Origin of the sequence: Oscillatoria sp. FACHB-1407 (genome assembly GCF_014697545.1) — a bacterium.
GTDB lineage: Bacteria > Cyanobacteriota > Cyanobacteriia > Elainellales > Elainellaceae > FACHB-1407.
Genome location: NZ_JACJSA010000001.1, coordinates 725,961 through 747,625, shown reverse-complemented (window position 1 = coordinate 747,625; position 21,665 = coordinate 725,961). Strand labels below are relative to the sequence as shown.

At 51.1% G+C, this 21,665-nt stretch carries 17 protein-coding genes; 6 read left to right on the top strand and 11 right to left on the bottom strand.

The window, feature by feature from the left end; translation table 11 throughout:
* Positions 1-5: 5 nt before the first annotated feature.
* Entirely contained in the window at positions 6-2,834 is a 2,829-nt protein-coding gene (locus H6G89_RS03010) for a CHAT domain-containing protein (protein WP_242059778.1), read from the top strand.
* 6 nt (positions 2,835-2,840) lie between these two features.
* Here H6G89_RS03010 and H6G89_RS03005 read toward each other — a convergent pair whose 3' ends face one another.
* The 4 genes from H6G89_RS03005 to H6G89_RS02990 all read right to left on the bottom strand — a co-directional run bounded on the left by H6G89_RS03005 (position 2,841) and on the right by H6G89_RS02990 (position 8,562).
* The gene (locus tag H6G89_RS03005) at positions 2,841-4,292 is read right to left on the bottom strand and encodes a GTP-binding protein (protein ID WP_190503777.1); all 1,452 of its coding nucleotides are present in this window, start codon (positions 4,290-4,292) and stop codon (positions 2,841-2,843) included.
* A gap of 53 nt (positions 4,293-4,345) precedes the next feature.
* Positions 4,346-5,698 carry an NAD(P)/FAD-dependent oxidoreductase gene (locus H6G89_RS03000; RefSeq protein ID WP_190503776.1) on the bottom strand — a complete coding sequence of 451 codons (1,353 nt, stop codon included), beginning with the start codon at positions 5,696-5,698 and terminating at the stop codon, positions 4,346-4,348.
* An 874-nt stretch (positions 5,699-6,572) separates the two neighbouring features.
* Positions 6,573-6,821: a hypothetical protein gene (locus H6G89_RS02995; RefSeq protein ID WP_190503775.1), complete on the bottom strand. Its 249-nt coding sequence runs from the start codon at positions 6,819-6,821 to the stop codon at positions 6,573-6,575.
* Between the two features lie 187 nt (positions 6,822-7,008).
* Positions 7,009-8,562, bottom strand: coding sequence for an EAL domain-containing protein (locus H6G89_RS02990; protein WP_190503774.1), 1,554 nt, complete (start codon positions 8,560-8,562; stop codon positions 7,009-7,011).
* Between the two features lie 427 nt (positions 8,563-8,989).
* On the opposite strand from H6G89_RS02990, the gene dapB reads away from it, so the two are divergent.
* Complete coding sequence (dapB, locus tag H6G89_RS02985; protein WP_190503773.1) at positions 8,990-9,817, top strand: 4-hydroxy-tetrahydrodipicolinate reductase; 828 nt, start codon at positions 8,990-8,992, stop codon at positions 9,815-9,817.
* 138 nt (positions 9,818-9,955) lie between these two features.
* Here the strand turns inward: dapB and H6G89_RS02980 are convergent, their stop codons facing one another.
* Together H6G89_RS02980 and H6G89_RS02975 are read right to left on the bottom strand one after the other, a co-directional pair.
* Positions 9,956-10,762, bottom strand: coding sequence for a serine/threonine protein kinase (locus tag H6G89_RS02980; RefSeq protein WP_190503772.1), 807 nt, complete (start codon positions 10,760-10,762; stop codon positions 9,956-9,958).
* A gap of 680 nt (positions 10,763-11,442) precedes the next feature.
* Complete coding sequence (locus H6G89_RS02975; protein ID WP_190503771.1) at positions 11,443-11,976, bottom strand: tetratricopeptide repeat protein; 534 nt, start codon at positions 11,974-11,976, stop codon at positions 11,443-11,445.
* A gap of 453 nt (positions 11,977-12,429) precedes the next feature.
* Here H6G89_RS02975 and H6G89_RS02970 point away from each other — a divergent pair, with 453 nt between their 5' ends.
* Positions 12,430-13,215, top strand: a complete 786-nt coding sequence (locus tag H6G89_RS02970) for an RNA polymerase sigma factor SigF (RefSeq protein WP_190503770.1) — start codon at positions 12,430-12,432, stop codon at positions 13,213-13,215.
* A 290-nt stretch (positions 13,216-13,505) separates the two neighbouring features.
* Positions 13,506-15,206: a transglutaminase domain-containing protein gene (locus tag H6G89_RS02965; protein WP_190503769.1), complete on the top strand. Its 1,701-nt coding sequence runs from the start codon at positions 13,506-13,508 to the stop codon at positions 15,204-15,206.
* Here H6G89_RS02965 and H6G89_RS02960 read toward each other — a convergent pair.
* Positions 15,203-15,910: a DUF4333 domain-containing protein gene (locus tag H6G89_RS02960; RefSeq protein ID WP_255519342.1), complete on the bottom strand. Its 708-nt coding sequence runs from the start codon at positions 15,908-15,910 to the stop codon at positions 15,203-15,205. The genes H6G89_RS02965 and H6G89_RS02960 overlap by 4 nt on opposite strands.
* A 296-nt stretch (positions 15,911-16,206) precedes the next feature.
* On the opposite strand from H6G89_RS02960, the gene H6G89_RS02955 reads away from it, so the two are divergent.
* Entirely contained in the window at positions 16,207-17,631 is a 1,425-nt protein-coding gene (locus tag H6G89_RS02955) for an NCS2 family permease (protein ID WP_190503767.1), read from the top strand.
* 82 nt (positions 17,632-17,713) lie between these two features.
* On the opposite strand, the gene H6G89_RS02950 is transcribed toward H6G89_RS02955, so the two are convergent.
* Positions 17,714-18,001, bottom strand: a complete 288-nt coding sequence (locus tag H6G89_RS02950; protein ID WP_190503766.1) for a GNAT family N-acetyltransferase — start codon at positions 17,999-18,001, stop codon at positions 17,714-17,716.
* A gap of 189 nt (positions 18,002-18,190) precedes the next feature.
* On the opposite strand from H6G89_RS02950, the gene H6G89_RS02945 reads away from it, so the two are divergent.
* A complete protein-coding gene (locus H6G89_RS02945) occupies positions 18,191-18,832 on the top strand; it encodes an ABC transporter permease (protein ID WP_190503765.1) in 642 nt (213 codons plus the stop codon).
* Positions 18,833-18,938: 106 nt separating this feature from the next.
* Here the strand turns inward: H6G89_RS02945 and H6G89_RS02940 are convergent, their stop codons facing one another.
* The 3 genes from H6G89_RS02940 to H6G89_RS02930 all read right to left on the bottom strand — a co-directional run bounded on the left by H6G89_RS02940 (position 18,939) and on the right by H6G89_RS02930 (position 21,623).
* Entirely contained in the window at positions 18,939-19,610 is a 672-nt protein-coding gene (locus H6G89_RS02940) for an ABC transporter permease (RefSeq protein WP_190503764.1), read from the bottom strand.
* 5 nt (positions 19,611-19,615) lie between these two features.
* Positions 19,616-20,578, bottom strand: coding sequence for an ABC transporter ATP-binding protein (locus H6G89_RS02935; protein WP_190503763.1), 963 nt, complete (start codon positions 20,576-20,578; stop codon positions 19,616-19,618).
* Positions 20,579-20,699: 121 nt separating this feature from the next.
* Complete coding sequence (locus H6G89_RS02930; RefSeq protein ID WP_190503762.1) at positions 20,700-21,623, bottom strand: glycine betaine ABC transporter substrate-binding protein; 924 nt, start codon at positions 21,621-21,623, stop codon at positions 20,700-20,702.
* Positions 21,624-21,665: the final 42 nt, after the last annotated feature.

Sequence of the window (21,665 nt, the reverse complement as noted above, 5' to 3'; positions counted from 1 at the left end):
CTTCCATGACTCACAAATCGAAGCATAAGCCCCAAGTGTATTCCCTCAAATCGTATGTGATGCTGGCTGTGTTGACGGCAGTGTTGTGTGTGCTCATCTCTGCAACTGGGGGATGGAGTATGACCCCGATTGAGGGAGCCTCCAATCCTCACGACCAATCTCTGCCGCGAAACTTGATTGCTCAAGCGACCCCCCAGGATGCGACGCGAGGCAGTTCCCCAGATGGGGTAATCGCCCAGGGACGAGCACTTTATGAGGCAGGGCAATACGCGGCTGCGGCTGAGGTGTTAGAACAGGGGATTGAAAACTACCGATCGCAGGGAGATGGACTGCGAGAAGCCGTTGTTCTGAGCAACCTGTCGCTGGTCTATCAGCAGTTGGGACGTTGGGACGAGGCAGAAACCGCGATCGCCACCAGCCTGGAACGGTTGCAAGCCACAAACCCACCCAATCGAACCGCGATCGAGGCGCAGATTCTCGATGTGCAGGGACGGCTACAACTGGCACAGGGTCAGGCGGAAACGGCATTGGCTACCTGGGAGCGGGTCGAAGACCTGCATGACCGGGCTGACAATCAACTGGGGGTGACACGGGCAAAAATCAATCAGGCAGAGGCGTTGCAGACATTGGGGTTGTATCGGCGGGCGATCGCCACGTTGGAGGAACTCACGACCGAAGAGCAACCTGATTCTCCAGAAAGGGTTGTGGCACTCCGCAGTTTAGGCGACGCTCTGCGGGTAACGGGCGACTTGACCGCCTCGCAACAGACGCTAGAACAAAGTCTGGCAATGGCAGAGCGGTTGCAGCTACCAGGAGCGATTGCGGCTACCCAGTTTAGCCTGGGCAATACGGCTTACGCTCAGGCACAGCGGCAGGGCGAACAGGTTCGCAATGCTCGTCGGCGCGGCGATAACTCAGAGGCAAATCAGGCGACAACGCTGCAACAACAGCGACAGGAGGCGGCACTGGCGTTTTATCAGCGGGTGGATGCCAACGCTTCACCCACCGTGCAAACCCAGGCATTGATTAATCGATTGCGATTATTGATTGACGCTGCTCGCTGGGCAGAGGCAGAGGCACTCGTTCCCCAAATTACGGCACAACTCGATCGCCTCCCCCCCAGTCGCACAGTGGTCTATGCCCGTGTCAACTTTGCTCAGAGTTTGACCCGGTTAGAAAATCGAGAATCTTCAATGGTTAGCGGCTCAGATGTTTTGCCAGCGGTACGCTCACCTCAAGCTACCTCTACCGCCGCAGCGCAACAATTGGCGATCGCCGTTCAACAGGCACGCACTCTCCAGGATCGGCGAGCCCAGGCATTTGCCATTGGCAACTTGGGCAGCTTGTACGAAAAGACGGGGCAACTCACCGAAGCCCAACGCCTCAGTGCTCAAGCCCTCGATCTGTCGCAACAAACCAGTGCTGCGGATGTGTCTTACCTGTGGCAATGGCAGTTGGGGCGCATTCTCAAGGCGCAGGGTGATCGCAAAGGGGCGATCGCGGCTTATAGTGATGCCGTCGGCACGTTGCAGTCCTTGCGGAGTGATCTGGTCGCTGTCAGTTTAGAGGTGCAATTCTCTTTCCGGGAGACGATCGAGCCAATTCACCGGGAACTCGTTTCGCTGTTGCTGCAACCTGGCGTGGAACCGACACAGGCGGAACTCGAACAAGCCCGTAAAACGATTGAGTCGCTGCAATTGGCAGAGTTGGACAACTTCTTTCGAGAAGCCTGCCTGAATGCTCGACAAGTTGATATTGATGAGGTTGATCGGCAAGCAGCAGTGATCTACCCGATTATTCTGAGCGATCGCCTGGAGGTTATTCTCAGTTTGCCTGCGGGAGTGGCAGATCAGGCTGCTCTGGTTAGTGCCCACCCTAAACAGCAAGTTGAACAGGCTCCAGTCACGCCCTTGCGCCACTATACGACGACCATTCCATCCAGTCAGGTGGAAGCGACTGTCAATGAGTTGCGGCAATATCTGCGACAGGCAACAGCGGCTCGCCGTGCCCAACCCTTGGCTCAGCAGGTCTATGACTGGTTGATTCGTCCGGTTGCCGATGAGCTAAAAGCCAGTGGTGCTAAAACGCTGGTGTTTGTCCCAGATGGGGCACTGCGAAACATTCCGATGGCAGCCCTATTTGATGGCGAGCGATATCTGGTTGAAGATTACGCGATCGCCCTGACTCCAGGCTTGCAACTGCTCGAAGCACAATCCATTCAGACGCAGCAATTAAATGTTTTGATGGCAGGGGTGAGTGAGGCACAGCAAAATTTTCCAGAGTTACCAGGCGTGATTACTGAGTTTCAAGCCATTAGCACCAAACTTCCAGAATCCCAAATCCTGCTCAACCAGGACTTTACCACCGAAAATTTTCAGACTGCCATTAATCAGGTGCCCTATCCCATCGTGCATCTGGCAACGCATGGTGAATTCAGTTCTCAACCAGAGGAAACGTTCATTCTCACCTGGCAAAATCGCATCAATATCCAACAGTTGAGCACCTTGCTACAAGCCACCGATGTCAGTCGTCGTCGCCCGATTGAGTTGCTGGTGTTGAGTGCCTGCAAAACCGCTGAGGGGGACGATCGCGCCGCGTTAGGTCTGGCAGGCGTAGCTGTACGAGCAGGTGCCCGTAGCACGGTGGCAACGCTCTGGTCGTTTGATGACCAGGCAGCCTCACTGATCATGGAGCGGTTCTACCAGGAACTGGCAACTGGAAAGGTAACTAAAGCCGAAGCACTGCGTCAGGCGCAACTGTTTCTGTTGCAAAACCCGCAATACCGCCGACCCTATTTCTGGAGTCCAGTGGTGTTAGTAGGCAACTGGCAGTAGGTTTGTTTAATCTTGCCCCAGTTCGCGCCGCATCCGATACAGTACGGTGTTGGAATCAACTTGATTCAAAATGTCTTGAATGACTGTATTCGCTCCTTGCGGTCCCCAGGTGCAGCCCTGCTCTAAGTAGGTCTGTGCCGCTTTGCCTACGCGATAGGAACCATACCCTGCCAGTGTTGCCTGGGCGATCGCCGCTGTACCATAGGCCATCACACCGCCAATGCTGTCAAAGGCAGTTGCCACTGCCGAGGCACTTTTACCGACACCCAACAACAAACCACTGCCCACCTCACCGACTAACAGACTCCCCGAACTCCACACAATCGAGTTCCACAGCTTACCCGCTTCGTAATGGGTCATGGGAAAGCCGTAAAGCCGCGCCAACGAGCGAATCATAATCAGATCAGCCGCTGTTGCTCCTACCAGATCAAGCACCGCGATCGGATTCACCGCAACCGCGATCGCCTTCCACTTAGCGAACTGCCAGATCAAATCCTCCGCTTCGGGTTTGTGCAGCTTCACCGTTTTGCGGGCGATCGACTCTTCGGTTTCTCGGGCTTGCCGCAACGCATTCAACGCCAGAAGTGACTTGCCTTCTTGCTCTAAAATCTCCAATAACTTCTGCTGCAATTCATCGATCTGAGCTGGGGGCGACTCCCACTCATAGTCCACCGTTCCATCGGGATATTCCACCCGCACTTGCAGGGGGGCTGGCTCTGCGGCAATCAACACAATATCACTGGGCAACAACCAGGGACGCTGACGCGGCGAACCTTCATCTCCCCGGGAAAACTCACCCCCTTGGGCAAACAGTTTTTGTAAGCGTTGATAAATCGCCTGCCGATCTTGATTGGGATACAAATCCGTTTTGTTAAACACCAAAATCAAGGGTTTGTGCGCCGATTGCAACTCTGCCAGTGCTCGATATTCGGTGCGGGTCATGTCACCTGCCACCACAAACAGAATTAAGTCGGCTTGCTGTGCCACATCCCGTGCCATGGCTGCTCGCAATTGCCCATCCACCTCATCCAACCCAGGCGTGTCAATCAGTTCTACCTGCATGGCACTGCCCGACACCTGAGGCGACCAGTAGACCGATCGCGGATATTGTGTTACCCCATTCAAGGGACCCGTCTGCAAAATCTTTTGCCCCAACAGAGCATTAATCACTGCTGACTTGCCGCGACTGACCAGACCAAACACCGCAATCCGCAGGATGCTGTGATTCAGCTTATCCAGTGCATTCGAGAGTTGGTCTAACTCCTTTTTGAGTGCCGACTGCAACTCCATCGAGTTGGCACCGCGCCTGGGTAAGCGAATCTGTTGGGCGTAGCGATTGATCGCCTGCTTCAAGCTGATCCGCGCCCGATTAAAGTGGGAGTCTTGTAAAGCAGTCGGACCAAAGCCCTTTGTAGGGTTCGACGGAGGGGATTCGCGATCGCGAGGAGATTGGCTCAAGAGTAGGGAATAAGAATGGACATCAATTCCATTTTCGCGCAACCATTCCTAAATTAGGCTTCAACCGTTGATTTTGACGACGACGGAGCATGAAATTCTCCATTGTTATCCATCTCAACCTTCAGTAAATCCTCCTCTCCCGTGATCAGTCGTGCTCCCCGATTACGGGTGAAGTAACTCCATCCCCACTGGAGCATGACAATCAGCTTATTGTCGAACTCAATCAAGTAATAGATGTGAGCAAATACCCAGATTAACCAGGCAATAATGCCCGTGAACTTGATGAAACCTAAATCGACGACCGCTGAGTTCTGCCCGATTACGGCTAGGCTACCCGCATTGACATAACTAAATTCTGGAAGAGTCTGCCCCTTGAGTCGCTGCCGAATCAGTTTGGCAACATACTCCCCTTCTTGAATGGCCACCGGAGCCACTCCCGGAAGCGGTTTGCCATCCGCTTGAGTAAAGTTTGCCAGATCCCCAATGACAAAGATGTTGGGATAGTTGGGAATGCTCAGGTCAGAGCCAACGCTGACCCGTCCGGCGCGATCGAGTTGTGCCCCGGTGCGATCGGCTAAGACTTGCCCCATCGCTGAGGCTTTGACCCCTGCTGCCCACAAAATCGTGCGAGCGGCAATCTGCTCAACCTGCTCACCACAACGAGTTGTCACCACGTTATCGGTGATATTAGTCACCAACGTTTTGGTTTTAACCGTCACACCTAACCGAGTGAGCGAAGCGGCGGCCTCAATCGACAGATCCTCCGGATAGGGCGGCAGCACGCGATCCATGCCCTCCAGCAGCAAAATCTGCGCCTCAGTAGTATCGATGCTGCGAAAATCTTCTCTCAATGTGTGAAACGCCAGTTCAGCGATCGCCCCTGCCAGTTCAACCCCCGTGGGACCACCCCCCACAATCACAAAGGTTAACCAGGCACGCCGCTTTTCGGCATCGGTTTCTTTTTCAGCCGCTTCAAACGCCATAAAGATGCGTCGGCGCATCTCCAGCGCATCTTCAACGGTCTTTAATCCCGGAGCCGTTTCCTTCCATTGCTCATTACCAAAGTAGTGGTGGCTGACCCCTGTGGCGACCACCAACGTGTCATAGGGCACCGTTTTGCCCTTCATCATGATTTGTTGCTGTTCTGGGTCAATATCAACGACCTCTTCCATCAACACCTGCGTGTTTTTGTGTTTGCTCAAAATGGCACGCAGCGGCGATGAAATATCAGCCGGAGAAACCGTTCCGGTTGCAACTTGATAGAGCAATGGTTGAAAAAGGTGGAAGTTACGTTTGTCGATCAGGGTCACATTCACAGGAGCGCGACCGAGTGCTTTAGCGGCATATAACCCTCCAAAGCCACCTCCAACAATAACAACTCGATGTTGTTCAGTGGTTTTAGTCATAACCCATCCTCGACTGTTATAGGAGTTCCACCGCTAAAAGCTTAGAGTGGAGCTAAACTTCTCTGAGTAGCAAGTGCTACGGGGAGCAAAGTTTATAAAGACTTGTTAATGGCTACTATAACAATCGATCGCTGAATGCATCTCTACATCAAGCCAGGTTTGCAATAGATTTACGACATCTTGCTGAGAACAGCCCTTTGAAGAAGGATGAGTTAATTTCACGCAAAGCAATCTAGCTTGAGTCGATTAAGCTTCGTTGTGATTTCCTTTTAGGAGAACTAGCAGATAAGCAACCAGCAAACTACCCAGTATCAGAGTGGCAAAATCCATAACGGTGCCTCCAAGCTCTTCTTCTAGAATCGTTAGAGCCTCTGCTTATAGCATCACCCCAAAAGGTAGGTTCTACCGCTTGACTTACAATTCTTTAGCTGACGATAAATATCGCAACAACGTAAATTGAGTCGTACTAGCTAAGGTTAGAGCGGGGTGCAGGGGTTTTACCCCCATCGGCGTTGCTGATCTTGGGGATGAATGGCGAGCAGGATGCTGGCACTGGCTTAAACTGATACCACTTTAAATGGTTTCCAGTGCAAATGCGGACGCTCGTAGGGGCGGGTTTAGCTGTTTACTAACGGCAAACCCAAGCACTTATCTGCAAAACCTGCCCCTACCGATATCTGTCTTGAACACCATTTGATTTGGTATGAGCTTGGTGAAGCCAAAGCCCCTGGTAGAAGGTGTCTCGGTTTACTCGTAGGCGCGCTGCGCATCGATTCCAAATAGGGGTGCTGCTGATTGGGTCAGAATCCTTGGCAAAAGCTCAAAGTCCCCCAAATTTGGGGGATTGAGGCTTCAACGTGGCAAATCAAGGCGATTAGCTTTCAGCGTGTTGAGGGGCAAAGGTCACAATAAATTGATCATTGGGCATGCGTTGCCGTAGGGAATCGAGATAACCATCGGCATCCGATCGACTGCGAAAGCGGGCAACCACATGAGGTTCCAAATTAGGTAAGAGACGAGCGATCGCCCACGCATTTAACCGTTCTCGATAGGCTGGTTTAGTATGAGGCAGATCCAGGGAAAGGTGAGTTATCCCATCTTGCAATTCTGTATTTTGTGGCATAATGATCTCTCATCCGTAAGGACATCAGGCGTTGGCGAAGTCTCTTGGCGGGGATACGCTAACGCCCTTTCACCACGATTAAAGTTCACGGTACAGATATCGTCAATTTGTCAACTTGCAATTCGCGCGCAATTGCAGCCTTGAGCGGCAGAAATAGCCGCTTTTTCGGTCAGTTTAGAGCTGTTTTCTAGCTGCTTCTTAGGAAATCGTTGCAAAGATTCTCAGAATTCCACTGCTCGGTCAGTTGCTCAGTCAACAGTCGGGTAGCTGCGTCTCGATCCAGGGGTTTTGAGAACAGATAACCCTGTCCATACTCACACCGCAGCGATCGCAACAGGTTGAGTTGTCGGCGCGTTTCGATGCCTTCTGCAATTACATTCATGCCCAGGTTGTGAGCCAGAGTGATGATGGTGCGGACAATTTCGTCATTCTCGGTGTGGTTGCCCAACCGCCGCACAAAGGACTGGTCAATTTTCAGGGTATCTGTTGGGAAGTAATACAGGTGACTCAGGGACGAATAGCCTGTCCCAAAGTCGTCGATGCCGATCTGAATACCCAGTGATTTGATCTCATTGAGAGTGGCGATCGCCCCCTCCAGGTCACCCATCAGCGTGCTCTCGGTGATCTCCAGCTTGAGGCGGTGCCCCTCAATGCCCGTATCCCTCAAGACCTGCTGAATGTAATCAATTAGATTGGGTTGGGAAAACTCTTGAGCTGACAGGTTGACACTCATCAGGAGGGATGACTCAATCAGTGATCCCTGCTGCCATCGCCGCAGTTGGTTACACGCCTGATGAATTGCCCACCGCCCGATCGCCACGATTAGCCCTGTGGTTTCTGCCAGGGGAATAAACTCCGATGGAGCCATCAGCCCATGCTTGGGGTGTTGCCACCGTACCAGTGCCTCAAACCCGATAATTTGCTTGGTTTGCAGCGATACCAGTGCCTGATAAAACAAGCGCAACTCTTGCCGTTCGATCGCCCAACGCAGATCAGATGCCAACTGGGTTGAAGAGGCAACCTGCACCCGCATATGGGGCTCAAACACGGCATGGCAAGCTCTGCCCTGGCGTTTAGCGTGATACATGGCCAGTTGAGCATCTTTGAGCAGGTCGTGTGCCCAGATATAGTCGGAACTCAGGGCAATGCCAATGCTAACGGTCGCGGCTACATCCTGACCGTTGATGTGAAATGGTGCAAGGATTTGAGCATGAAGGCGATCGGCAAGCTGCATTGCCTCGTCCGCAGTTCTGACCCCTTTCTGAAGCACAACAAATTCATTGCCCCCAACTCGTGCCAGAGTGGTTGCTGACCCAAAAAAGCTGCGGAGACGACGAGCGATCGCCGTTAGCAACTGATCACCCCCGGCACGACCGAGCGTTTGATTGAGTGCCCGAAACTCGTCTACATCAAGATAGAAAATGCCAAAGGGCTTGTGATGCCGCTGGCGGCGAAGGACACGCTCCAGATGTTTCAAAAATAAGGCACGGTTGGGTAAACCTGTGAGGCGGTCGTGGAAGGCATCGTGGAGCAATCGCCATCCCCCCAACAGACTGAGGGTGGCAACGAGCAAAATGCTAGATCGCACCAGGGGAGTCCACCGATTGACGGTCAGGAGACAGATCAGCAACGCGATCGCCCCAGCCCAGAGAATGGGCTGACTTAAAACGGATGTTACCTTGCGGATGCTACTCAATTGAGGTACAGCCCGTTGCACAAATGGGATAAGTCTGGAAATCACAAATATAAAAATGCACCGTGAACAATCAAACTACTCTCAAATAACACTAAGTTTTAAGGCGTAACTCAGCAATTGGTTGTGTCCCCCTATTGGTGTTGAAGTTATTGGAAGAAAAATAGTTCCTACGGGAAACAGAGTTCACCCATGGTTCGGGAACAAGGAGGGGGAGCCTTTGCCCTTAGCTAAAGGGGTTTTCACTCCTGCACCCTGCTCATACGGCAATTGAGGTGGTTATAGAAGCACTTATATCGTAAGAACACAACGTCTAAACTAACAGCGATATTTTAGTGAGTTGTAAAGGTTTTTTGCAGGAGTTTAGGTTTTTTGTAAATTCTTCAACTTTATTTTTATGCCCCCATCCGCATGACACCCCTCGCAAGCGGGATACAATCTAGAATGCCTTTGTTGAGTAACGCTGTCTAAAATTATGTCGATACAAGCTCCAATCCCAGTGGTGGTCAATGGTGCAACCGGAAAAATGGGGCGCGAGGCGATCAAAGCCATTGCCCAAGCAAATGATATGACCCTGGTAGGAGCGATCGCCCGCAATCCCTCTGTTCAGGGGCAAGACATTGGTGAAATCGTCGGCTGTGGCGCGTTAGAGGTGCCTGTTATCGCTGATTTACAAGCAACACTGGCAATGGCAGCCCAGGAGAAACAAGCGGCTGTTATGGTCGATTTCACTCATCCTGATGCAGTGTATGAGAATGTACGGTCAGCGATCGCCTATGGGGTTCGACCTGTTGTGGGCACCACTGGACTCAGTTCAGATCAATTGCAAGACCTGGAAGAGTTTGCCGACAAAGCCAGTCTGGGGTGTTTAATCATCCCCAACTTCTCGATTGGGGTTGTCTTGATGCAACAAGCTGCCATGCAGGCTTCCCAATACTTCGACCATGTCGAAATCATCGAATTACACCACAACCAAAAAGCCGATGCTCCCAGCGGCACTGCGATTCAGACCGCGCAATTGTTAGGTGAATTTGGCAAACCCTATAACCCACCAACAGTGGCTGAAACAGAAAAGTTGCCCGGTGCCAGAGGCAGTGTCACCGAAGACGGCATTCGGATTCACAGTGTTCGTCTACCGGGTTTGCTGGCACATCAAGAGGTGATCTTTGGTGCCCCTGGCCAGATTTACACTCTGCGCCATGATACCAGCGATCGCGCTGCTTATATGCCCGGTGTCTTGCTTGCCATCCGCAAAGTGCTACAACTCAAAACGCTGATCTACGGACTCGAAAAGATTTTGTAACCCTACACAGTCAAGGTTCGTCACACTGACCTGTGATCACCCGCGAATGACGAATGACCACTGACCTGTAACAATGGACGACTAAGAATCGTGGATTTTGCAGCCGTAGCCACATCCCAATGGCGTTCCTAACCTTTCTCAAGGCAACGCACTATAGGCTTCCTGGGCAGACTTAAACCGCTTCTCCAACTCCGGTTCAATCATCTTACGGAGCCAACCGTTAAATCCACTGCTCGTTTCGAGGCAATTTTCTAGATCGATACGTAACCCTCGTCGGGGCAACTTATCCGCATGAATGCCAGTAATACCCGTCACTAACGTTGCCCCAAGACTATACAAATCAGAGGCTCTGACTGCTCTTCGCCCGATCTGCTCAGGCGGACGGTAACCATCTGTTCCCACCAGAGTGAACGTTGTCATATCACTACTGGACGAGAGGGATTTAACAGATCCAAAATCAACCAGTGCAACGTGTGAGGTGAGGTCACTCCCTTCAGATGCCAGCAAAATATTGCTGGGCTTGATATCTCGATGAACGATCGGTGGAGTGTGGTCGTGCAAGTATTCCAAAATTTCGAGTACCGATCGGGCAATGGTTTTAGCTTCAGCCTCGGTTAACTGCCGCCCTTCTTGCAAGTATTGGTCGAGCGACTTTCCTTCAATGTAGCTCTGAATCAAAGCAAGAGCTTTGCCATCGAGGGGCAGGTCAATCTCAAAATAGCCCAGGTATTTTGGAGTGGCAGGGTGAGAGAGCGTTTGCAGGATATCGACTTCTCGTGTAAACAGCCTCAGGTCATCCTGACTGGTTTGGTCGTCAATAAATAGAAGCTTGAGAATGACAGGAGTCTCAGTTGTGAGATCACGGGCAAGCAGTGTCCAACGACCAGATTTTTTGCCGAGTTGCTGCTCTACTTCATAGCGATCGCCCAATATTTGCCCTGGCATAAGTGTCCTAATAAAAGTGGTCTAAATTTGACAGAGTATTTCTTTTAAAGATTGCTTACTGATAAGATCTCAGCCGATTTTACGCTAATCAATTACTAACCTACCTGCTCTGACTATATTAGATCGTTGACAAACTAAGTACTGCTATTCACAGATAGGGTTTGGAAATAAAACCAGGGGGGTGTGGGAGCCGTGTCCCCGGCCAGGGGTTCCACCCCTGCACCCCAAATTCCTACCCTGATTTACGACGAGTTGTACTAAGTTTTTGAATTGGGGAAAATGATTGCAAAGTAGCTATCCTAGCTCAACATGAAAGAAGTTTATTCTTAATTCCCCTGTTCTAACAGATTTCTAGATTTATTCATATAGCTCTCCTTTAGAGAGCCTGCTTGATGGTCAAACGGGGTGCAGGGGTTCTACCCTGCACCCCTCGTTTTTACAAATTAAATAACATCATTGCGGTTTAAGAGCCTGACGAATGAATTCGCAGCTACCGGACCAAGTTTGCCTTCGCAACTACCGAAAATCAACGGTTAGATGAACCAACGCAGGACGGCTTTGTTCCTATAGCTACGGTTGCAACCGCCAAAATCCTGATCTCAAACTCAAATTAACTTTGGGTATCCCATCACCTCGCTTGCGCTGGAGATTTTGCATAAGATCACCCAAGGTTATAAAGATTAAGTTGAGGGCAACAACCGCTTTTCTAGCGAGGCAGAACGGCGTTTTGCGGTGGAGTTTTTGGGATCACGCTTGAGAGCTTCTGTGTAGGCTTCAAATGCTTGTGCCGTTAACTGCTTCTTTTCGTAAGCAAAGCCCAAATTATTCCATGCCGTTACGTAATCGGGCTGCTTTTCCAGAGCGTCTTTATATTGACGAATTGCTAAGTCAAATTGCTCTTGTGCAGCATAAGCAAACCCCAGGGCATTATAAATAACAGCAACGTTTTCATCCCCAGACAAATCTTTGGCTTTTAAAGATTTTTGAAGCTGAGCGATCGCCTGGGAATATAACTTCTTATCCAACAGGATGCTGCCTAACTCGTAATACTCTTGAGCCGTGCCTTTCTCTTTGTTGAGTTTGGCTTGCAGTCGAGAGAAAGTCGCTTCAACTCGCCGAGTTCGGAGAATCTGCCGAAATAAAAACCACGCTGCTCCAAACAGCAGCACTACTAATATCCCGAGATAGACAATTGGGAGAGAGCTATCGTCCATAACCTTTAGAAACGTTTAGACACATTGAGTCATCTCTCTTCAGACTACACCACAACCGGAAGGGTGAGACGTTCCGTTATCGGCATCTAAATTCCTATCGCGATCGCCATTTCGGTGCAGGTGGAGAAGCTGTAGAGGTTCGTCCTAATAATGCGGTTCAGACTATAGCTTTGGTCAGAAAGCTTAAGGCAAAGGCAATGGCTCAAACCCGGATGCTGGGGAGGCTTTCTGACTCGCCTCCGCCCCATCGAATGTGGCTACGGCTATAGAAACCGCTTTTCTTCCTGCGATAAAAAGGCCTCTATCTCAACACGCTCAACACTTCCAAAATTTCGATCCGTGTTTCTGCTGATACTTTCAGAAGGGCCTTTTCCCATTCCCGTAAAATAACGATGGTTTACCCAGCGTCCTGCGATGAAAATAATCTCAAAACGGACACAAGGTATTTCTCAGATGACGGCTTCCCAATCTTCTATCCGCTCTAACAGCATGGAATTGTTGATGGCATATCAACAAAATCCCTCAGTTTCTCTCCGTAATAAGCTTGTTCGATTAAATGCAGGCTTAGTCCGTAAGATTGCTCACCGAGTTAGCCATCAATGTGCTGAACCCTATGAAGACTTAGAGCAGATTGGATATCTGGGCTTGATTCGCGCTATCGAGCGGTTTAACCCCAGTCAGGGTTGTGCCTTCAGTTCCTTTGCAGTCCCCTACATCCGGGGAGAAATGCTTCACTTCCTGCGCGATCGCAGCAGCACCATCAAAGTTCCTCGTCGCTGGCAAGATTTGCAAAAAGAAGGACAACGAGCACGGGCTGAGTTGATCAAAACCTTGGGTCGTCCACCCTATGACCACGAAATTGCTGAATACCTCAACGTCTCCGTTGATGAATGGCGTGAAGCCCGGTTGGCTACTCGGAATCGTCTTCCCCTCAGTCTCGATGCAACGGTCAGCCAACAGATTGACTCACCTGTGACGTTGGGTGAAACCCTGCCCGATAGCCACTATCAATCACTACAGCGGCTAGAGGAAGATCGGCAGCAACTACAACGAGCATTGAACCAGTTGGAAGACAAAACACGAGCAGCGATCGAGTTTGTGTTTTTGAATGACCTGTCTCGCAAAGAGGTAGCTGAGCGAATTGGGGTAAGCCCGATGACGGTGACCCGTCGCATTCAACGAGGGCTAGAACAAATGGTTGCGATTATGCAGCCTCAAACCTTAGGCACTGAACCGTAGGCTAAGGGCTAAGCTTCAACAGATTTCTAAAGTTGTCATCTCCTCGTGTGTTGTTCCTGCGGGATAAGCCAAAGCTTATCCCCTTTTTTTTGTTTGTATAACAAGCCGAAGGGTTAGTTAGGACGGGGTGCAGGTAAGCCCCACACCCCCTTGTATGAACTGTCTCGACAGGTGCTATACCATCGTTCCCTAGTGCCTCTTTCCTGCTGCCTACTGCCCTCTGCCTTTCGCTATACAATCATGCGGCAGGCTTTTGTCTATGATCAAAAAGTGCTCATTACGCCAAAATCATGACGCTCGACTATAGACCTGTGCCGTTGGCAGTTGATTCTGATATCCACTCCACAGTGGCTGCATCTCGCTTTGACCCTCAACGGAGAACCATTCGACCGATTGGAGTGTATGCCCTTCGGGGACTCGCATCGACTGGCGATCGCCTCTTTGCGCTCGACTCGATTCGGGGTTACGTTTTAGAAATCGACCCTAAAACTGACAATACAACCGTTGTTAATCCATCGTTTGTGCAGGAGTTTACGGATGCGGTGGGCTTGTCTGTTGATGGGGACGAAATCTGGTTTGCTAGAGAACATCAGGTGTTGTGGTGTCGCTTCACAGACTTTACCCCACAGCACTTTGTCACCTTGCCCTATCCCGTTAACGGCATTGCGGTTTGGAAGTCTACGGTCTATGTGAGTTGTCAGAAGGCAGGTTATATTCTGATTTTTGATCGCACGTCTGGGCGACAGATTACCCGTTTTCCTGCCCCTGGGGTTGGGGCTGAAAATCTGACTGTCAAGGATGAAGAACTGTGGGTCAGTGATGATGTCGAACAGACAGTTTATTGTATGGATCGGGCGACGGGAGAGGTGCGCTTTAGTGTGCTGACTCCTTTTGCTAGCCCCAGCGGAGTGGCGTTTCACAACGGAACGGATGCTGATGAATCGGTGTTGTATGTTTCCTATGCTCAGGAAGAGGCGTATATCCGGGATGACCCAAATAACCCAGAATTTCCCTATCAGTTGACGTTTCGCGATCGCACCTTCATCCATCCGCTACACGTCCGCTATCTGCCTGAACAGCAATACACCTTATCGAACGGCTATCTGATTGAGATGTCCTATGTGGAGGAAATTTCTCCCTTAGAAGAGGTAGACATTACCGATTTGGAGTGGCATATTGCGCTGCCTGCGGACACTCCCCGTCAGACCGTTAGAAGTGTGGAGGCGATCGGTATCCCTTTTACCGAACGAATCAAAGATGGACAGCGAGTGGCGGTCTTTAAGTTTGATATTGCTTCTCACCAGGGATTCCTCTTTGGTTGGAAGGCGTTGCTAGAGTTGCGGGGGATCAAATATCAGTTAAAGCCTACTGATGTGGAAAGGATTCCGGCGTTGTCGCTGGAGTATCAGCGCAAATATCTGGTAGACGATGATGATCTGGCGATGGATACTCCTCTGATTACTGCGGCGGCTCAAGAGGCGATCGGGACTGAAACCAATCTGCTCCGCAAGATTTTGAAGATCCGCAATTATGTGTACGATCGCCTGTCCTATGCCATCAAACCCCATATTGATACGCCAGAAATTGTCTGGGAGCGGGGTACAGGTTCCTGTGGAGAGTACGTTGGTGTGTTGTTGGCATTAGCCCGTTTGAACGGGATCGCCTGCCGCACTGTGGGGCGTTACAAGTGCCCACCCTATGCCGATCGCCAAAACATTCCCTTAGAACCAGACTTCAACCATGTGTGGATTGAATTCTTTGTGCCAGGGTATGGGTGGTTGCCGATGGAGTCCAACGTGGATGACGTGATTGAGAATGGTCCTTATCCCACTCGTTTCTTCATGGGCTTGCCCTGGTATCACGTTGAGATGGGTAAAGATATTACGTTTGAGTCGATTCAAACTCCTAACCAGTCGTTAGATGTCTCCATTGGTGACCTGGCGATTAACCATGTTCGATTCACAATTTTGGGAGAATTGCCCACCGATTAAAAATCGTCAAGTGCCCCTGGTTGATTGAGAAAATCTTCTGCCGTCTGATCTGCTGCCGGAGCGGTGGTGGTGGCAGGTTCACTGGCAGGCTCGGTTTCGTTGGTAGAGGCAGGAGTAGCCGTGTTACCTGCATTCGGGCTTGCGGCTTGGCGTGCTCCGGGTACTGCGGCACTGGCAATGGTCTGCTGACGACGAATCTGTTGCCAGGTGATATTTCCCTGGGGATCAAGCTGAACAACTATGTTTAGCAGCAGTGTCTCAGTCTGCCCTTGCTTGATGGGGGCAGCGTTCGCAACTTTGCACTCAAAACTGCTGCCGGGTTGGTTAATGCGATAGGCTCCACCACAATCTAGAGTGGGTGCGTTGCTGTTGCTCTCCGTAGCGATCGCCTCTCGAATTTCGGCTTCGATCAATTCCAGATTTAATAGCCCTTTAGAGTTCGGTACTTCCCACTCGATCGTGCCCTGGTCGTCCATTTGAGTGACCGCGATCGGAAAGGTAGTTGCAGACTCTAGCTCTCCTATGCAGGTGAAAGTGTTGTCAGGGGCGATCGCAACCCGATCAGGACAGGACACAGCGCGTAGGGGCACCTCTTCTTGCCCCAGTTCTGCCTGGATTTGAGTTTCGATGTCTGAACTGTTCAAAGTCGGAGTGCAGCCTAACACGGCAGCGAGGCAGACAATAGGAATCAACCTTGACTTCATTGGCAGCAACAAAACCTCTGGGTGCGGACGAATTCAACCTTATCAAGCAACCTGCCGAGAAGCGGTAAAGGGTACGTTAAGAATTGTATAGGAATAAGAAATCGGAGGTGGGGAGAGGAGAAGGGGTAGAGGCGTAAAGGTGGGAGGGTGGAGGGATGGAGAGAGGAAAGGGTAGGAGGTGGAGGGATAGGGAGGTCAAGACTCCGAATCGAACAGAAAAGTATCTTTTGTTACCTCCTACAATCGTCTACCATGGCATTTTGCCCTAATATGCAAACGTTGATTGCAGGGATGCCATGAGCCGCTCAACTGAAGTAGAACCGAATTCATCACCAAACCCAGGATTTCCTAAAGACGAAGGGGCGATCGCTCGCTTCTTCAAATTTTCAGAACTCAATACTAATTTCCGTACTGAACTGATTGCGGGTGCCACTACGTTTGTCACAATGGCATACATCTTAGTAGTGAACCCTAGCATTCTCTCGAATGCCATCTTTTTACAACAATCTGGCGACCTCTTTGGAGAGTTGGTGATTGCAACAGCTGTCTCAGCTGCGATCGCAACTCTGATTTTAGGGCTGTTATCTAACTATCCCTTTGCCATGGCTCCAGGGATGGGGCTAAACGCCTTTTTTGCTTTCTCGGTTGTTTTAGGATTGGGGATCAGTTGGCGATTGGCGTTAGCGGCTGTCCTGGTAGAAGGGGTGCTGCTGGTCTTGCTAACGGCTTCTAGCATTCGGAGCCGGATGATTACAGCCATTCCCGAATGTCTCAAACATGCGACCGCTGTAGGGATTGGCTTGTTCATCGCCTACATTGGCTTGTCGGGTGATCCGGCCGTTGGGGGGGCAGGCTTAATCGTAGCCAGTGAGGCGACTAAGACTACGCTAGGGGAATTGGGCAACCCTGCAACCCTGATGGCGATCGCCGGAATTTTGATCACCTCAGCGTTTATTGCCCGTCGCATTAAGGGGGCTTTGCTCTGGGGAATGTTGGCAACGGCTCTGTTGGGCTGGATTTTGGGCGTTGCTCCCTGGCCCCAAGGCATTGTAGCTGTGCCTCAGTTGCCTCTAGATTTAATCGGTCAAGCGTTTGTGGGTCTGGGTCAACTGAATGGAGCCAACCTCACTAACTTTTTGGCAGTTGTGTTTGTCTTTATGTTTGTTGACCTGTTTGATACCGTTGGCACCCTGGCAGGGGTGGGTGTGCAGGCAGGTATGATCAACGACAGAGGAGAACTGCCTCGTTCGGGTCGCACGTTTGTCGGGGACTCAGTAGGCACCGTAGTTGGGGCAGTCATGGGCACCTCGACAGTGACAACCTACATCGAGTCAGCGGCAGGTGTTTCTGAAGGGGGACGCTCTGGCTTTACAGCGGTGGTTGTTGCTGGCTTTTTCTTACTAGCCGTGTTCTTTATTCCTCTCTTCTCGGCGATTCCTGCTTTTGCGACGGCTGCTGCTTTGTTGATTGTAGGAGTCTTGATGGCAGGCAGCGTGGGTGGTATCAACTGGTCTGATCCAGCGGAGTCAATCCCCTGCTTCTTGACTATCATCATGATGCCGCTGACCTTCTCAATCGCAGAAGGATTGGCAGCAGGTTTTGTGACTTACCCCATCATCAAGTCCTTCCAAGGGAAAGCCCATGAGGTGGGTCCAGCGGTATGGATTCTGGCAGGCGTATTTCTATTGCGCTTTGTCCTGTTGGGATTGGGCATTGCCTGAGTTGTAGGGCGTAGCCTTCGATCAAGGGTCAATTGCTGAACAGTGACTATCTGTCGAATACTGCGCCCGTACCAGAATGGCATCAGCCTTGAATCCATTTGGTCATGAGATAATAGTGGCGATCGCCAAAGCCAACTTTGCGGTAAAACTGCTGGGCTTTGGCGTTTTCGTGTTCGACCTCCAGGTGCAATGCTCGAACCTCTAATTCTCGACACTGTGCTTCTAAAAGCTCAGGAGCGGCTGTACCGATGCCCCGTCCACGATAGTCTGCCTGTACGAATAACTCGTCGATAAAGGCGTCTCGTCCTCGAAATTCCAGGTTGACTAGGCATTGGGGGAGTTTCCCCAAACCCCCATTGGGGGACGCCACTGCCTCCCCCCAACCCCCTAGCAGAAGGTGTTTCAGTCTATCCGAATACGCGCTTCGCATTGACGCCAAGTTCGGGTGTCCTTGGCGTTTTAGATTGGAAATTTTTTCACGGCTATCTATTCTCCTAAAAATTACCGTAGATTCTATGTTAGGGTTCGCAGTAGAGCACTCACGGGAAGGCGATCGCCAGTGGATGTATTTATCAAGGCATACCGTTATGCAGCCAGTAACGCTGGAGACTTGCTGCTGGCGTTGCAACAACATCTGTGGTTGGTGCTGATTCCTTTGGTCGTTGGGTTAGTTGTGGGGTTGCCGTTGGGCTTGTGGAGTGCGCGATCGCGCCTTGCTTCGACGGTGTTGATCAATAGCTTTAATGCGTTGCGGGTGATTCCCAGTCTGGCGGTCTTGTTTCTGGCGATTCCCTATTTTGGGTTGAGTTTTCAGTCAGCGGCGATCGCCCTGACGCTGTTAGTTATGCCTCCCATTCTGATCAGTACAGATGTCGCCTTTCGCAGTGTTGACCCGTTGATTCGAGAGGCAGCATTTGGCATGGGGATGACACCTGTGCAGGTGTTGCGGCTGGTGGAAATTCCACTGGCGTTGCCTGTTGTGCTTGCAGGGATTAAAACGGCTACGGTTGAAGTGATTGCCAGTGCTACACTTGCAGCTTTTATCGGGGCAGGGGGGTTGGGAACCTTTGTTGTTCTGGGATTTTCGCTGTATGACAATTCGGTACTGTTGGTGGGGGCGATTCCCGTTGCAGTGCTGGCGTTGTTAGCGGAGGTGGGTTTGAGTGCATTGCAACGCTCCGTGCAACCGCCATTGCGATGAATGGGAGTAGGGTAGGGAAATCATTCGGCAATTCATAGTGCGGGCGTCTCACTTGCAGGTGTCCCGCTACCGAGTGCTGCACTCCTGCGTTTTTATCCCACTCCCTCTACCCCGCGTTGGTTTGAGTTGAGGACGATCGCCGAATTCTAAACTGAACTCGTCGCATGGGATTTGTTGCCCACTGTAGGCTGAGCAACATGCCATTCACAACAAAGGCAAGCAGTGAAACGACGATCGCCCCTGCCCAGATTTTGTCGTACCGTCCGGCTTGAGCAATGCCGTCAAACAGGAGGGTGCCTAACCCTCCGGCTCCAAACTTGGCACCAACAGTGGCGATCGCGATCGCTACAATTGCGGCTAAGCGTAACCCTGCCAAAAAGATGGGTAACACCAGCGGCACCTGAACTTGCCACCAGCGTTGCCACGGGTTCATGCCCATGCCTTTGGCAGCTTCTAAAATGGCAGGTTGGATAGACATAAGCCCAACAGCGAGGTTGCGAACCAGAATCACCTGGGTATAAACCACCATTGCCACAATCACGGAACGGGCATTGAGTCCAAAGATCGGCACCAGCAGAATGATCAATGCCAGACTGGGAATGGTATACAGGATACCCAGCGTTCCTAAAACTGGGATATTCAGCCAGCGGTAGCGGCTAATTATCAAAGCCAGGGGTAAGGCGATGAGCACGGCCATCATCAGGGTAATGCCTGTCATTTGCAGGTGTTCTAGCAGCAAACTCCAGACAATACCAGGGTTGGCAAGAATGTAGCTCATAAAGCTCACGCGCCTGCAAGACTGGCAGAATCGCGGATGTGCTCCAGGGTAAGCACCCCAACCGCAGAACCGTTATCGAGAACGGTGAGTTGAGATGCGCCTGTGCGGAGGATCAAGGAAAGAGCACTGCGAAGACTGTCATCGGAAGCGATCGTCGGTTTACCGTCTAGTGGCTGATCAGCGATCGCCTGGGTCATGACCGTTTCAACCCGCAGCAGGCTAAGTTGGCGCACCATATCATCGGCTCCCATCAGGTCATGCACAAATTGGTCAGCGGGTTTGGCGAGAATGTTGAAGGGCGTATCGTATTGCACAATTTGCCCTGCACGCATCACCAAGATAGAGTCTGCTAAGCGCAGGGCCTCTTCAACGTCGTGAGAAACAAAGAGAATTGTTTTTTTGAGCTGACGCTGCAATCGCAGGATCTCGTCTTGCAGGGTGGCTCGTGTGATGGCATCAATCGCCCCAAACGGTTCATCCATCAACATCACCTGTGGATCAGCCGCGAGTGCTCTGGCAAGCCCTACCCGTTGTTGTTGTCCACCAGAGAGCTGAGAGGGGAAGCGATCGCAATATTCCTCCGGAGGCAGTTTAATCAAATCTAGCAATTCATCAATCCGACTTTGAATGCGCGATCGCGACCACCCCAATAACTTAGGAACAACAGCGATGTTTTGTGCCACCGTCATGTGAGGAAACAGCCCCGATTGCTGAATCACATAACCGATTTTTTGACGCAAAGCTGTAACTTTGACCCGCCGAATATTGATGTCATCGATATAGATGTTGCCAGAGGTGGGTTCGTATAGGCGGTTAACCATCTTGAGCAGGGTCGTTTTGCCACAACCCGATGGTCCCAAGATCACGACTAGCTTTCCGGTTTCAATCGTGCAAGTGCAGCGATCGACCGCTGAATGCAGTGTTCCTGGAAACCGCAGCGATACGTCTTCAAAACGAATTGTGCTCACAATACCCTATGCCTCTCCCAATGTTGAACATTGGCTGACGACGAGGTGGTTTGGGTAATGAACTGGGTTCTAGCACCCAAACCCGCCTCTATGCAAACATGCCCCCTTCATACTGACTGTGTTACAGCAATCCTTCCTGGGTTAAAAACTCTTTTGCCACCTCCGCAGGTTCCCGCTGATTGCCGCTCACTTCATAGTTGAGCCGTTGCATCGTCGCATCAGTCAGCTTGGGTGCCAGGGCATTCAGTGCATCTGCGACGCCTGCGTTTGTATCAAGGGTTTCCTGACGTACCACTGGCGCAACTTGATAGGGTGGGAAGAGATTTTTGTCGTCTTCCAGCAGGACAAGATTAAACGCGCTGATTTCTCCGTCTGTGCCAAACGCAACAGCAACGTCTGCTTCGCCATCAACTAGGCCTTTGTAGCGTAAGCCAGGGTCAACTGCTTTGTAAGCTTCTAATTCAAAATCCCCGTAGGCTGCTTTGATGCCAGGTAAGCCATCTTCTCGAACTTCAAACTCAGGAGGACCAATCATGGTCAGTTCGCTGGCTTTGGCTGCCATGTCCGAAATGGTTTTAACTCCAAACTGGGTCGAGCCTTCCTGGGTCATTGCCAGTGCCTGGGTGTTGTTCATGGGGGCAGGGTCTAGCCACACCAGGTTAAATTGCTTTTTGTACTCGTCAGACACGGTCTGAAATACTTCTTGCTGATCAGTGCTGGCGGGCAGTTTGAGCACGGTTAAGAGCCCTGTGCCTGTGTATTCGGGATAGAGATCAATCTCGCCATTGATTAACCCCGCTTGTGCGACGGGAGTGCCGCCCAGGTTTAGTTTGCGCTCAACTTGAAACCCAGCTTTTTCTAGCACAAGCGCATACATCTCACCAATGATGAATTGCTCAGTAAAGTCTTTTGAGCCAACTCGAATGGGAGTACCAGAGTTGCCAGCGTTGCTTTCAGGTTGACCACCGCCCGCACATGCAATGACGGTAAGGGCTGTTAATAGAGCAACTAAAGGCAAAATCAACAGGCGACGAATTGACTTCATGATGGAATCCTTGGATCACAAGTTGCTAATGAACACACGACA

Bases quoted from the DNA above. Each gene is read 5' to 3' on its own strand.
- H6G89_RS02975 (WP_190503771.1), bottom strand. From the start codon at position 11,976: ATGGACGATAGCTCTCTCCCAATTGTCTATCTCGGGATATTAGTAGTG.
- H6G89_RS02940 (WP_190503764.1), bottom strand. From the start codon at position 19,610: ATGAGCTACATTCTTGCCAACCCTGGTATTGTCTGGAGTTTGCTGCTA.
- dapB (WP_190503773.1), top strand. From the start codon at position 8,990: ATGTCGATACAAGCTCCAATCCCAGTGGTGGTCAATGGTGCAACCGGA.
- H6G89_RS03000 (WP_190503776.1), bottom strand. From the start codon at position 5,698: ATGACTAAAACCACTGAACAACATCGAGTTGTTATTGTTGGAGGTGGC.
- H6G89_RS03010 (WP_242059778.1), top strand. From the start codon at position 6: ATGACTCACAAATCGAAGCATAAGCCCCAAGTGTATTCCCTCAAATCG.
- H6G89_RS02980 (WP_190503772.1), bottom strand. From the start codon at position 10,762: ATGCCAGGGCAAATATTGGGCGATCGCTATGAAGTAGAGCAGCAACTC.
- H6G89_RS02955 (WP_190503767.1), top strand. From the start codon at position 16,207: ATGAGCCGCTCAACTGAAGTAGAACCGAATTCATCACCAAACCCAGGA.
- H6G89_RS02960 (WP_255519342.1), bottom strand. From the start codon at position 15,910: ATGAAGTCAAGGTTGATTCCTATTGTCTGCCTCGCTGCCGTGTTAGGC.
- H6G89_RS02970 (WP_190503770.1), top strand. From the start codon at position 12,430: ATGACGGCTTCCCAATCTTCTATCCGCTCTAACAGCATGGAATTGTTG.
- H6G89_RS02995 (WP_190503775.1), bottom strand. From the start codon at position 6,821: ATGCCACAAAATACAGAATTGCAAGATGGGATAACTCACCTTTCCCTG.
- H6G89_RS02965 (WP_190503769.1), top strand. From the start codon at position 13,506: ATGACGCTCGACTATAGACCTGTGCCGTTGGCAGTTGATTCTGATATC.
- H6G89_RS02930 (WP_190503762.1), bottom strand. From the start codon at position 21,623: ATGAAGTCAATTCGTCGCCTGTTGATTTTGCCTTTAGTTGCTCTATTA.